Source organism: Mycobacterium asiaticum (genome assembly GCF_001673635.1).
Lineage (GTDB): Bacteria > Actinomycetota > Actinomycetes > Mycobacteriales > Mycobacteriaceae > Mycobacterium > Mycobacterium asiaticum_C.
The window spans coordinates 1-13711 of the sequence record NZ_LZMH01000035.1 but is presented as its reverse complement, the minus strand read 5'-3'; the positions used below and the strand labels follow the sequence as shown (position 1 = coordinate 13711).

Below are 13711 nucleotides of genomic sequence, written 5' to 3'. Positions count from 1 at the left end.
GGCTCAGCAGGTAAGCAGCATGCAGCCCGCGACCGGACCACCGCCCACCGAAACCACCCCAACCTCGGGGCGGCGCGAGACCTGCCGCTCCCCCGCATCACCGCGCAGCTGTAGACACCCCTCGTGCAATGCCCAGTAGCCGTGCATACGGCCCGCCGAAAGCTGGCCCCCGTAGGTGTTCAGCGGGAGCTGGCCGTCGCGGGCGATCCGCGCGCCACCCTCGACGAAGGGTCCCGACTCGCCGTCGCCGCACACCCCAAGGGCCTCCAGCCAGGCCAACGTGAGAAAGGTGAAGCCGTCGTACAGTTGGGCGACTTCCAGGTCAGCGGGCGTGAGCTCGGTGCGCGACCACATCTGCGCCGTCGCGTCCGACATCGCCATCTTCGGGTAGTCGGCGCGGTGAAACCATCCTCCGGAGCCGTCCGAGCCACCGATCGCCTCGACCCGCACGGCACGGTGCGGACAGTCCGAGGCGTATTCCGCGTGCGAGACGACGACTGCGATCGAACCGTCAATCGGCACGTCGCAATCCAGCAGCCCGAACGGCGTCGAGACCGGCCGCGCGCCCAGGTAGTCGGCCATAGTCATCGGATCGCGGTATACCGCACGGGGATTCAACGCCGCGTTGCGCCGCCCGTTGAGCGCGATCCAACCAAGCTGCTCCTTGGTGGTTCCGTAGAGCTCCATGTGGCGACGACAGTTCAGCGCCAGCCAGTTGGCCGCCGAATAAGCATGCGCCGCAAGCAGATCATTGATGTCGTCCATCGCGCCGACGGCCGGGCGCTCGCCTTCGGGCGCATCGAACATCCGCGCCAATGGCGGTGCCGGTGCGTTCTTGTCCTGAGGTAGCACCGTGCCGCCCAACATCTGGATGGTCCGGTACACCACCACGTGACGGACCCGCCGCTCGGAGACGGCACGGCAGGCCGACATCACCGGGCTCAGCAGACCGCCCGTGCCGAAGCCGCTGCCACAGTCGGCGGCGTCAATCTTCAACTCCGCGTTGACCTCCGCGGCGGGCGTATCGCCCAGGGTCGCGATGCCGTCGATGTCCGTCGCAACCAGGCCGGCGTCGTCGATCGCGGCGCGCACCGCTTCCATCGTCAGGTCGCGCCCGGGGATCCCGGTGCGACGACCGATGCGCGAGATGCCGATCCCGGACACGATCGCGTCTTTCTCGAAGTACTCCATCTGCCCCGTCCGTCGAATCACCGCGCTAACAAGCCGAGCTCAATAGAGTGTACTGTATTAGGCGTGTCAGCCGATGGATCGTCTCCGCTGCTCATCGAACACTGCGCCGGCTGCGCGCGATGGGTACACCCGGCCGCGGGCGTGTGCCGCGACTGCGGCGGCGCACTGGTGGCAAAGCCGGTGTCCGGCCGCGGGACGGTGTTCACCTACACGGTGAACCACCACCCCTACAACCCGGAAGTCCCGACGCCGTATGTCATCGCTCTCGTCGAACTCAGCGAACAGGACGGGCTGCGGGTAGCCGCCAATATCGTTGACTGCGAACCTGATTCAGTGACCTGCGGTATGCCCGTCGCGATCCGCCCCGACAGGGGCACCGGCGGCGCACCGCTGTTCGCCCCCGTTTAGCCGCGAGCAGACGCAGAATCGCACAACATCCAGCGGATTCGTGCGATTCTGCGTCTGTTCGCGCGGCAACCCAAGCGCGGCGCGGGCTTAATTAATCAGCGGGTCGCGCGGCATCCCAAGGATCCGCTCGGCGATCTGGTTGCGGGTCACCTCCGAGGTACCGCCCGCGATCGCCATGCCGCGGGCACCCATCACCATGCGCCCGGCCAACGCGCCGGGCCCGTCCAGCAATGCGACCTCAGGTCCGGCCAGCGCGGTGGAGATGGCGGCACCCTCGATCATGTGATCGGCCAGCTTGAGTTTGGTGACGTTACCCTCCGGCCCGGGGCCCGATCCTTCGACACTGCGCGCCGCGCGCCGCAGGTTGAGCAGTCGCAGCGAACTCTCTTCGGCTAGATAGGTGCCGACGCGAACCACCGCGCCCGCCAACCGATCTCCTTCTTGCTGAGCGGCCTTCACCAGCTGCGGGGCCAACGCCTCGTAGAACAAGCCACTACCACCGATGCTGACCCGCTCGTTGCCCAGCGTCGCGCGCGCCACCGTCCAGCCGGAATTGGGCGCCCCGACGACGTCCTCGTCCGGGACGAACAGGTCGTTGAAGAACACCTCGTTGAACTCCGCCCCACCGGTCATCTGCCGCAGCGGACGGACCTCGACCTCCGGGGCCTTCATATCCACAATGACGGTGGTGATGCCGGCGTGCTTGGGCGCTTCGGGGTCGGTGCGCACGGTGGCCAAGCCACGCGCGCAATACTGTGCCCCACTCGTCCACACCTTCTGCCCGTTGATCTTCCAGCCGCCGTCCACCCGGGTGGCGCGGGTCTTGACCGACGCCGCGTCCGACCCCGCCTCGGGCTCGGAGAACAACTGGCACCAGATCTCGTCCTTGCGTAGCGCCTTCTCGACGAACCTTTCGATCTGCCAGTCGGTTCCGTGCTGGATCAAAGTCAGGATGACCCAGCCGGTGATCCCGTAGTCCGGCCGCCTGATACCGGCGGCGCGGAACTCCTCTTCGATGACCAGCTGCTCCACCGCATCGGCGGCACGCCCCCACGGCTTGGGCCAGTGCGGCATCACATAGCCCGTCTCGATCAACTTGTCGCGCTGCGCGTTCTTCTCCAAACCCGCGAGTTCGGCTGCGTCGGCGCGGATCTGGGTGCGCAGCTGCTCGGCCTCCGGGGGCAGATCCAGGCTGTTGTCCCGGACGACACCGGCAGCTGTCAAGTCGAACACGTCGCGCGCCGGTGCGTCGCCGCCGAGCAGCGCCGAACTCACCAGCGCACGGCGGAGATGCAGATGCGCGTCGTGCTCCCAGGTGAAGCCGATACCACCGTGCACCTGGACGTTGAGTTCCGCATTGCGCGCGTAGGCCGGAAAGGCGAGCGTCGCCGCGACGGCGGAGATCAGCTGGAATTGCTGCTCGTCCTCGCCCGCCGCACGAGCGGCGTCCCATACCGCGGCGAGCGCGGACTCCGCAGCCACCAGCATGTTGGCGCAATGATGTTTCACCGCCTGGAAAGTTGCGATGGTACGGCCAAATTGCTTGCGCACCTTGGCATATTCGACCGCGGACTCCACACAGTCGCTCGCACCGCCGACGGCCTCGGCGGCCAACAGGATCCGGGCGCGCGCCAGTGCGGCGCCGCGCGCACCCGCCAAGATGTCCTCGTCACCGACCCGCACGTTCGACAGGCGGACGCGGCCAGATCGCCGGGTCGGGTCGAAGTTCTCGGGCACTTCCACCGAAACGCCGTCGCGGCCGCGGTCGAGCAGCACCACATCGTCGCCCGCAACAAGCACCAGCAAATCGGCCAGCCCCGCACCGAGCACGATCCCGGCGTCGCCGTTGACCACACCGTCAGAGACCTGCACATCGCCGCCGACCCCGACGCCGGCGGTGACCGTCCCGTCGATGAGGCCGGGCAACAGCCGGGCTTGCTGCTCGGCGCTGCCTGCGTGCGCGATCACCGCCGAGGCGATCACTGTGGGCACGAACGGTCCGGGCGCCACAGCGCGACCGAGTTCTTCGATCACCACCACCAATTCGGGCAGGCCGTAGCCTGAGCCGCCGTGCTCCTCGCTGATGTGCAGGCCCAGCCAACCGAGTTCGCCGATGCCCTGCCAGATTGCCGGTCGCTCCTCCTCGGGCGCATCGAGTAGCGACCGCGCCGCCGCGCGCGCCTTCTGCGAGGTCAAAAACCCGCGGGTGACCTCCGCAAGTTCGCGGTGGTCGTCGGTCAGTGCGATACCCATGCGGATCCTCCTCGCAGCGCTGCCAAGTACCTAAAGAGTGTACTTAATGCGCGAGGGGGTCCTGAAGCTGGTGGCCGACGACGCGGGGCTTACTTCGGCGCGAACCGCTGCCCCGCGTCCAAGCGCAGGCACTGGCCGTTGAGCATCGGGTTGTCCACGATGGCCGCCACCAGCTTGGCGTACTCCTCGGGCCGTCCCAGCCGCTTCGGGAAGGCGGCATCCTTGGTCAGCGCGGTGGCGAACTCGTCCGGGATGCCCTTGGTGAGGCCGGTGGCGAACAGGCTCGGCGCGATGGCCAGCACCCGGATGCCCACTGAGCCAAGGTCGCGCGCCATGGTCAGGCACATGCCCGCGATTCCCGCCTTGGCCGCGGTGTAGGCGACCTGCCCGATCTGGCCCTCGAATGCGGCGATGGACGCGGTGTTGATGATGACGCCGCGCTCGTCGTCTTCGGGTTCGTTCTTGCTCATGTGCGCGGCGGCCAGGCGGCTGATGTTGAAGGTCGCGATCAGGTTCAGGTCCACCACCGATTGGAAGGATTCGAGATCGTGGGGTCCCGTCTTGGTCAGCGTGCGCTTGGCGATGCCGCCCCCGGCGGTGGTGACGGTGACGTGCAGCCCGCCGAGATCGTCGACCGCGGCCTGCAGCGTCTCCTCGGTGCCGGCGAAGTCGGTGACGTCGACGGGATAGAACTTGCCGCCGACCCCTTCGGCGACCTCTTTGCCGTCCGAACCCTCACGGTCGAGCACCGCGACCTGCGCGCCGCGCTCGTGCAGTAGCTCGGCGCTGGCGCGTCCCATCCCCGAGGCGCCGCCGATGACGACGACCTTCTTTCCGCTGATCTCCATCCGGACCTCCGTTTTCTGGGTTGTCACAAAGCCTAGAATTTGTAACGTTACCGAGGCACGCTAGCTGGTCGGTCCGCCGGGGTTGTCAGCGCGTCGTGCCAAGCTCGACAGCGTGCTCCTTCTCGACGTAGCAAGCACCTCGCTCAGCGTGGGCGCCACCTCGTCGCGGCTTGCCAAGGTCGCGCACATCGCCGAGCTGCTGCGGCGCGCCGGCGCCGAAGCCGAGGTGGCCGCAACCGTCGTGTCGTGGCTGTCTGGAGAATTGCGGCAGCGCCAGATCGGCGTGGGCTGGGCCGCCCTGCGCTCGCTGCCGGAGCCCGCATCGGATGCAACGCTCACCGTTGTCGGGGTCGACGCCACATTCACCGAGATCGGCGCCGTGTCGGGCAAGGGCTCCCAGGCCCGGCGCGCGGAACTGATCCGCGGACTGTTCGCTGCCGCGACCGAAACCGAGCGGACCTTCCTGTTGCGGCTGCTCGGCGGCGAGCTGCGGCAGGGTGCGCTCATCGGAGTCATGACCGACGCCGTGGCCAAGGCGGCCGGCCTCCCCGCCGCCGCGGTGCAGCGCGCCGCCATGCTCGGCGGGGATCTGCCCGCGGTCGCCGCGGCCGCGCTGTCCGGTGGCTCGTTGGACGAGTTCACCCTCCAAGTCGGCCGGCCGGTCGGGCCGATGCTGGCCCAGACCGCGACCAGCGTTACCGATGCGCTCGAAAAGCATGGCGGGACATCGATTTTCGAGGCGAAGCTGGACGGGGCACGGGTGCAGATCCACCGCGGAGGTGACGACGTCCGGGTGTTCACCCGCAGCTTGGACGACGTCACCGCCCGGCTACCCGAAGTCGTTGAAGCGACGCTGGCCTTGCCGGTACGCCAGCTGGTTGCCGACGGCGAGGCAATCGCCCTTCGGCCGGACAACCGGCCGCACCGCTTCCAGGTCACCGCGTCCCGGTTCGGCCGATCGGTGGACGTGGCCGCCGCCCGCGACAAGCAGCCGCTGTCGGTGTTCTTCTTCGACATCCTGCACCGCGACGGCGTCGACCTGCTCGACGCTCCCACCACCGAGCGGCTGGCCGCGCTCGATGCGCTGGTGCCGCAACAACATCGGGTTGATCGGCTGGCCACTTCCGACCCGGCGCAGGCCGCCGCTTTCCTGGACGCAACGCTGGCCGCCGGGCACGAAGGTGTGATGGCCAAGGCACCGGATGCGCCGTACCAGGCTGGCCGGCGGGGCGCGGGCTGGGTGAAGGTCAAACCGGTGCACACCCTCGATCTGGTGGTGCTGGCCGTGGAATGGGGCTCGGGACGCCGGAAAGGGAAACTGTCCAACATCCATCTGGGCGCCCGCGACCCGGACAGCGGCAAGTTCGTAATGGTCGGCAAGACGTTCAAGGGGATGACCGACGCCATGCTGGACTGGCAGACCGCGCGGTTTACCGAATTGGCCACCGCAGGCACCGATGGCTACGTCGTACACGTCCGGCCGGAGCAGGTGGTGGAGATCGCGCTGGACGGCGTCCAGGGCTCGACACGGTATCCGGGCGGGGTCGCGCTACGGTTCGCCCGGGTAGTGCGCTATCGCGACGACAAGAGCCCGGCCGAAGCCGACACCATCGACGCGGTGCGGGCCATGTACTGACGCCCAGCGTGAAGTACACGACGCGACGCGCCGATCCGGCGTCGGTAGATTCACAGTCGTTGGCGACGCCGGAAGGAGCCCGGGTGGACCGCGACATCAGCTACATCCGCACCGAGCCCGAGCTACCGCCCGTCGCCATCATCGACCGCTCACCCATTACCGGTAGGGAAAAAGCCTTCTTTGGGGTGATCGGTGTCGTCGGCGCAATCGCCTGGGCGGTGATTGCGTTTGTTCGCGGCGAGCAGGTCAATGCGGTTTGGCTGGTGGTCGCGGCGATCTGCACCTACCTCATCGGATTCCGTTTCTACGCGCGGTTGGTCGAGACGAGAATTGTTCGCCCGCGCGACGATCACGCCACTCCCGCCGAGGTTCTCGAGGACGGTACCGACTACGTGCCGACGGACCGACGCGTGCTGTTCGGCCATCACTTCGCCGCCATCGCCGGTGCCGGGCCATTGGTCGGCCCCGTGTTGGCCACCCAGATGGGTTATCTGCCGTGCAGCATCTGGATCGTCATCGGAGCGGTACTGGGCGGTTGCGTGCAGGACTACCTGGTGTTGTGGATATCCACCCGACGGCGTGGCCGCTCGCTGGGCCAGATGGCCCGCGAGGAGCTTGGTGCTGTCGGGGCGGCGGCCCTGGTCGGCATCTTCGTCATCATGCTGATCCTGCTCGCGGTGCTGGCGATGGTGGTGGTGCGGGCATTGGCGCAGAGCCCGTGGGGCGTGTTCTCGATCGGCATGACGATCCCGATCGCGGTGTTCATGGGCTGCTATCTGAGGTTTCTGCGTCCTGGCCGGGTGGGTGAGGTATCGGCAATTGGGGCGGTGTTATTGCTGCTCGCGGTGGCCTGCGGGCATTGGGTCGGTGAAACCGCTTGGGGCGCATCATGGTTCGACCTTTCCCCGGTGACGTTGTGCTGGCTGATCATTGGGTACGGGTTCGCGGCGTCGGTGTTGCCGGTGTGGCTGCTGCTCGCCCCGCGCGACTACCTGTCCACCTTCATGAAGGTCGGCACCATTGCGCTGTTGGCCGTCGGAGTCTGCCTTGCCCATCCCGTTCTGGAGGCCCCCGCCATCTCACACTTCGCCACCCGAGGTGACGGGCCCGTCTTCGCCGGCTCGCTGTTCCCGTTCCTGTTCATCACGATCGCGTGCGGTGCGCTGTCCGGCTTCCATTCGCTGGTGGCCTCGGGGACGACGCCGAAGCTGCTGGAAAAGGAAGGCCAGATGCGGGCGATCGGCTACGGAGGCATGATCACCGAATCGTTCGTCGCCGTCATGGCGCTGATCACCGCCGCGGTCCTCGATCAGCACCTGTACTTCACCCTCAACGCGCCCGTCGCGCAGACGGGCGGTACGGCGACCACCGCCGCCGAATACGTCAACGGGCTCGGGCTGTCCGGGGCGCGAGTAACCGCGGATCAGATAAACCAGACCGCAGCCAGCGTCGGCGAGCACACGGTCGTGTCCCGCACCGGCGGGGCACCCACCCTCGCGTTGGGAATGTCGGACGTGCTGCACCGCGTGTTCGGCGGAGCGAGCCTCAAACCGTACTGGTACCACTTCGCGATCATGTTCGAGGCGTTGTTCATCCTCACCACCGTCGATGCGGGCACCCGGGTCGCGCGCTTCATGCTTTCCGACGGACTGGGCAATCTGGGTGGACCGCTAACCAGGCTGCGGAATCCCAGCTGGCGGGTCGGCGCGTGGATCTGCAGCCTGGCCGTCGTTGCCGGCTGGGGCAGCGTGCTGCTGATGGGCGTGACCGATCCGCTCGGCGGCATCAACACCTTGTTTCCGCTGTTCGGCATCGCGAACCAGCTGCTCGCCGCCATCGCCTTGACCGTCGTTACGGCGGTGGTCATCAAAAAGGGTTTGTGGAAGTGGGCCTGGATTCCCGGGCTGCCGCTGCTGTGGGATCTCGCGGTCACCCTGACGGCGTCCTGGCAGAAGATCTTCTCGGCCGATCCGGCCATCGGATACTGGTCACTGCATTCGCGATATCTGGCCGCCAAGCACGCGGGCAAGACGGCGTTCGGTTCGGCCGGCAACGCCGATGAGATGGAAGCGGTCATCCGCAACACTTTCATCCAGGGTACCCTGTCGATCGTCTTCGCACTGGTAGTCGTGATCGTGGCGGTCGCCGGGATTGTGGTGTCGTACAGAGTGTTTCGTGGCTCAGATCCGCGCCTGACCGAATTCGATCCGGTGGATTCGAAGCGGTTCGCGCCGGCGGGACTGATCCCTACCGCCGCCGAACGCGAGGTGCAACGGCAGTGGGACACACTCACGCACGGCACTGAAAAGACGCTCGAGCGGCCCTAGAATTGGGCGGAATGAGAGTCGGTATCGACTTCGGGACCACACACACCGTCGCGGCGATCGTCGACCGGGGGAATTATCCGGTCGTCTCCTTCGACGGGTTCGACACCTGGCCCTCGCTGGTCGCCGCCAACGCGGCCGGCGAGCTGCGGTTCGGACTGGACGCCGCCGCCGTACGCCACCAGCCCGGATGGTCGGTGCTGCGGGCAGCCAAACGGCTGCTCAATGACGCCGGCCCGCAGTCAGAGGTGACACTCGCCGGACGCACCTACCTATTAACCGATCTGCTCACCGGCTTCCTGGCGCAACTCAAGAGCGATCTGTACCAGCGGTCGAATGCCGGCGCATCGCCGGACGAGCCGGTGGAGGCTGCGATCAGCGTGCCGGCCAACGCGTCGAGCGCCCAGCGCTTCATGACGCTGAATGCATTTGCTGCAGCGGGCTTTCGAGTGGTGGCTCTATTGAATGAGCCCTCGGCCGCGGGACTGGAATACGCCCACCGGTACCGGTCGACGATCACCCCCAAGCGCGAGTACGTCCTGATCTACGACCTCGGCGGTGGCACGTTCGATGCCTCTCTGTTGCGGATGGTCGGCCAGGTCAACGAAGTCGTCGTCAGCGAAGGAATCCAGCGTCTGGGCGGCGACGATTTCGATGAGGCGATTGCACAGCTGGTGCTGCGCGCAGCGAAATTGCGGGTCGCCGACGAGGCTCACGAGCTGCTGCTCGAGGAATGCGCGGCCCGCAAGGAGGCGGTCGGACCTCAGACGCGCCGCTTCCTGGTCGATCTCACGGAGATAGCGGAGCGGCCGCCGTTTTCCTGTGCCATCGACGATGTGTACGCGGCATGTTCGCCCTTGGTCGACAAGACCGCCGATCTCCTGTCCCGGGTGCTGCGCGATCCGGCCGGTGACGGCCGGGACGTCGCGTGGTCGGAGGTGGCCGGCATCTATGTGGTCGGGGGCGCGGGCAGCTTCCCGCTGGTCTCCCGGATGTTGCGGACGCAGTTCGGTGACCGCCGCGTCAAGCGTTCCCCGCACCCCTTTGCGGCAACGGCCATCGGACTGGCGGTGTTTCTCGACAGTGACGCTGGATTCGTTTTGTCCGAACGTTTTTCGCGGCATTTCGGTGTCTTCCGGGAGGCGCAGGCGGGCGCCGACGTGGTGTTCGACCCGATCGTCCCCAAGGACGCGCCGCTTCCGGTGGACGGTCGCACGCCGCTGGTGGTCCGCCGCACCTACCGCGCCGCGCACAACATCGGGCATTTCCGATTCGTCGAGTGCAGCCGGGTGGTCGACGGGCGTCCCGACGGCGACGTCACCCCGTACGATCCGGTGCTCTTCCCGTTCGACCCGGCCCTGCACGACCGGGACGATCTAGGTCGCCAGCCGGTCGGCCGGTGGAGCGACGGGCCGCAGGTCGAGGAACGCTATGTGGTTGCTCCCAGCGGCGCGGTGGAAGTCACCGTTACCACCCAGCCCACCGGGTACCAGCGCACGTTCCGGCTGGAACGCGCGGGGGTGTGAGTTCCGTGGACCTCTACGACGTCATGCGCAGCACCTTCGCGGCGCGGGAATTCACCGACGCACCATTGCCCGACGACGTGTTGTACCGCATCTTGGACAACGCCCGCTTCGCGCCCAGCGGCGGTAACCGGCAGGGCGCGCATGTCACCGTGGTGCGCGATCTGGACACGAGGCGCCGGATCGCCGAACTCAGTGCACCGGCTTCTCGCCGATACTTCGCTCAGCAGGCCGCCGGCGAGAGCCCTTGGAACCCATTGCACCCCAGCGCGGTTCCGCAGGACGTCATCGACCGAACCGATTTCCCGCAGCAGTTTCTGACGCCGTTGGTCAAGGGCTCCGTTGTCCTGGTGATTTCCGTGGACCTGGGCGTTGTCGCAGCCCTCGATCAGGATCTGGATCGGGTCGGACTGGCATCCGGGGCCTCGGTGTATCCCTTGGTGTGGAACATATTGTTGGCGGCGCGCAACGAGGGTTTCGGCGGCACCATCACGACGATGGCCATTCCGCAGGAGCCGCGACTTCAGAAGTTGCTGGGCATCCCGCAGACGCATGCGGTCGCGGCGGTCGTGCCGTTGGGCAAGCCGGTACGGCAGCTGACCAAGCTGCGCCGGCAGCCGGTCGCGGACTTCGTCACACGCGAACGCTTCGACGGCGCAACGTTTTCCGGCTGAGCGGCGTTAGAGCGCGCTGTGCCCGTCACTGCCAGCAGCATTGTATGTGCTGCCAACGCCGCCCTTGCCGCCTACCCCGCCGACCGCACCGCCGTCGCCTCCAGCGTTGCCGAGATTCAGCGGCGGATCCGGAAGCTGGAAGGCCGGGCCACCCGCTGGTACACCGCCGGGTGATCCATAGCCCGGGAACGCGAGGTTGTAGGCGCCGCCGCCGCCACCACCGCCGACACCGTTGGCTCCGGTCGCGCCGGCCCCGCCGGTCCATGTGACGTTCCCGTTGGTCTTGGTATTGCCGCCGTTGCCGCCCGTACCGGCGATGACACCCGCGGACCCAGCCCCGCCGCCACCACCACCGCCGCCGGTGATGGCCTTGTTTGCTTCGGCGAAACCGCCGGCACCACCGCCGCCGCCGCCGCCGCCCTTGCCGCCGACGCCGGTAGCGGTGGTGGCGCCGGCTCCGCCGGTGCCACCTGAACCGCCGGTTGCGGTAATCAGGTCGGCGAAACCGCCGCCGTAGTTCGCCGTGCCGCCGTCACCGCCGTCCCCGCCCAGCCCGCCGGTGTTGCCAAAGCCAGCAAAACCCTCGCCGTCACCGGCACTTCCGCCGTTACCGCCGGCGCCGCCGCCACCACCGCCTCCGCCGTGAGCAGGGAAGGCGTCCGGGTCGTTGAAGCCACGGCTTGCATTTCCGCCGTTACCACCGTCGCCACCAGCGCCGCCCTGGCCGCCGTCGCCGTTGGTCCCGCCGATCGGGGCGGAACCCCCGCCGCCGCCGGCGCCACCTCGGCCGCCGTCACCAGCGAGACCGCCGACCGCGGCAGCTGAACCGTCGCCCCCGTTGCCGCCGGCACCGCCTCCGGCGCCGCGACCTGCCTTTGCGTCCGCGCCAAGGGCGTCGCCACCGCTACCGCCGGCCCCGCCGAGTCCGCCGGCGCCACCGCTGCGGTGAGCGAGGTCCGAAGTGGAGCCTTTCGCCCCGTCGCCACCGATACCGCCGGCACCGCCTTCGCCGCCGTCGCCGTAACCGCCGCCGAGACCGCCGGCCGCGCCGCCGGTGCCGCCGTTGCCGCCCACCCCGCCGTTGCCGCCGGCCTGGCCGGTCGTCAGGGCTGATGCGTTGTAGCCGTCGCCGGCTTCACCGCCAGCTCCGCCGTCGCCGCCGTCGCCATAGGTGCCACCACCGGTGGCGGTGCCTCCCGTGCCGCCGTTCCCGCCGTGGCCTCCGTTGCCGCCGTCGCCGGATACGTCGCCATAGGTGCCACCGTTGCCGCCATTAGCGCCGGCCCCGCCGGCGCCGCCGGCGCCGGCCTTGCCGCCGGCACCCAGAACGGCACCGCCATCGCCACCGTCGCCGCCGCTACCGCCGGAACCGCCATGCTGTTCCGCGGGATACCAAGGGTTGAAGCCAGACGCGCCGCCACCACCGGCGCCGCCGGCCCCGCCGTCGCCACCATCGCCGTAGGCGCCGCCGAGCCCGCCAGTGCCGGGCGCCCCGCCGGTGCCGCCGTTACCGCCGTCACCGCCGTCGCCGCCGTTGCGGCCGAAGTCGGTCCTGGACCAGTCAGACCCGACGCCGCCCTTACCGCCCTCACCGCCCTTGCCGCCGTCGCCTGCAGCCACCAAGTCACCGCCGGCCTTTCCGCCGGTACCGCCCATGCCACCCTGGCCGCCGTTACTTGCACCGTCGTTGAGGAAGCCGTCGAAACCGGCACCGCCCTTGCCGCCTTCGCCACCGTTGCCGCCCGCGCCCTCGGCGCCCTTGGCACCGGTCAGACCACCGCCCACACCCCCGGTGCCGCCGTCACCGCCGGTGCCACCTTTACCCCCGGTGCCGCCGATTATGGGACCGTCCTCGTCGTGGTCGCCGGGGTGACCCTCGGCGCCACGACCACCGACGCCACCGGCACCGGCATCGCCGCCCCGGCCGTCGAATCCGCCGGTGCCACCGTTACCGGCCGCCCCGCCCGTGCCGCCGCTGCCACCCTTGCCGCCGTCTCCGCCATCCAGGGAGACCCCGCCTATGGTCGCAGGCTGGTCGAAGCCGGCACCACCGGTACCGCCGTGGCCGCCCCGGCCGCCGTTGCCGGCCGCCACACCGGAACCACCGGCGTCACCACCGGTGCCGCCGGTGCCGCCCTGGCCGCCTTGACCACCGTCATCGGTCGCGGTGCCGGCCACTCCGATGCCCCCGTCACCGCCGTCACCGGCATGGCCGCCGGCACCATCGGCACCCTTGACACCGTTCGTACCACCGCCGTCGCCGCCGGTACCCCCACCACCGCCATTGCCGCCGCCGCCGCCATCGCCGCCGGCCACCGCATTGTTCGCACCGCCACCACCGGCGCCACCCGCACCCGCGGCGCCACCATCACCGTCAGTGCCGCCAGTGCCACCGCTGCCCGCCGCCCCGCCGGCACCGCCGTTGCCGCCGCCGCCGCCGTGACCGCCGTCGACCCCGGTGGTCAGACCCCTCGCGTCATACCCATCGCCACCCTGGCCGCCCTGGCCGCCCCGGCCGCCGTTGCCGTTGATGCTGCCGGTGCCACCCGCGCCGCCACCACCGCCGGTACCCCCGTGGCCACCGGAAGCACCCGCCACCGCGGAGCCGTTGTAACCCGCGCCGCCTTGGCCGCCGCCACCGCCGTCGCCGCCAACACCTGCAGCGCCGGCTACGCCCGCCACCCCGAACGTTCCCCCAGAACCACCTGCACCGCCGGCGCCGGCATCGCCGCCCCTACCGCCATCGCCGCCAAAACCGCCAGCGGTCAACGAGTTTGGGCCGGCACTACCGTCAGCGCCGAGACCGCCGCCCCCGCCACTACCACCCACGCCGCCGGCCCCACCGCCACCGAAC

General features: G+C 69.0%; 8 protein-coding genes and 1 pseudogene. 5 read left to right on the top strand and 4 right to left on the bottom strand.

Going from position 1 to position 13711, the window contains the following annotated elements:
* Positions 1-3 precede the first annotated feature (3 nt).
* Positions 4-1191: a thiolase family protein gene (locus tag A5645_RS08470; protein WP_065129218.1), complete on the bottom strand. Its 1188-nt coding sequence runs from the start codon at positions 1189-1191 to the stop codon at positions 4-6.
* Positions 1192-1254: 63 nt separating this feature from the next.
* Here A5645_RS08470 and A5645_RS08465 point away from each other — a divergent pair, with 63 nt between their 5' ends.
* Entirely contained in the window at positions 1255-1599 is a 345-nt protein-coding gene (locus A5645_RS08465; protein ID WP_065038295.1) for a Zn-ribbon domain-containing OB-fold protein, read from the top strand.
* Positions 1600-1686: 87 nt separating this feature from the next.
* Here the strand turns inward: A5645_RS08465 and A5645_RS08460 are convergent, their stop codons facing one another.
* Together A5645_RS08460 and A5645_RS08455 are read right to left on the bottom strand one after the other, a co-directional pair.
* Positions 1687-3852, bottom strand: a complete 2166-nt coding sequence (locus A5645_RS08460; RefSeq protein WP_065129216.1) for an acyl-CoA dehydrogenase family protein — start codon at positions 3850-3852, stop codon at positions 1687-1689.
* A gap of 89 nt (positions 3853-3941) precedes the next feature.
* On the bottom strand, positions 3942-4700 hold the full coding sequence (locus A5645_RS08455; RefSeq protein ID WP_065038297.1) for an SDR family NAD(P)-dependent oxidoreductase: 759 nt from the start codon (positions 4698-4700) through the stop codon (positions 3942-3944).
* Positions 4701-4812: 112 nt separating this feature from the next.
* On the opposite strand from A5645_RS08455, the gene A5645_RS08450 reads away from it, so the two are divergent.
* The 4 genes from A5645_RS08450 to A5645_RS08435 are packed head-to-tail and all read left to right on the top strand — an operon-like array spanning position 4813 to position 10857.
* On the top strand, positions 4813-6336 hold the full coding sequence (locus A5645_RS08450) for an ATP-dependent DNA ligase (RefSeq protein WP_065129214.1): 1524 nt from the start codon (positions 4813-4815) through the stop codon (positions 6334-6336).
* A gap of 59 nt (positions 6337-6395) precedes the next feature.
* On the top strand, positions 6396-8663 hold the full coding sequence (locus A5645_RS08445) for a carbon starvation CstA family protein (protein ID WP_172830495.1): 2268 nt from the start codon (positions 6396-6398) through the stop codon (positions 8661-8663).
* 11 nt (positions 8664-8674) lie between these two features.
* Complete coding sequence (locus A5645_RS08440) at positions 8675-10186, top strand: Hsp70 family protein (RefSeq protein ID WP_065129212.1); 1512 nt, start codon at positions 8675-8677, stop codon at positions 10184-10186.
* Positions 10187-10209: 23 nt separating this feature from the next.
* Positions 10210-10857, top strand: coding sequence for a nitroreductase family protein (locus A5645_RS08435; protein WP_065129358.1), 648 nt, complete (start codon positions 10210-10212; stop codon positions 10855-10857).
* Positions 10858-10863: 6 nt separating this feature from the next.
* Here the strand turns inward: A5645_RS08435 and A5645_RS29055 are convergent.
* Positions 10864-13711: pseudogene (locus tag A5645_RS29055) on the bottom strand (PE family protein); the annotation flags it as partial.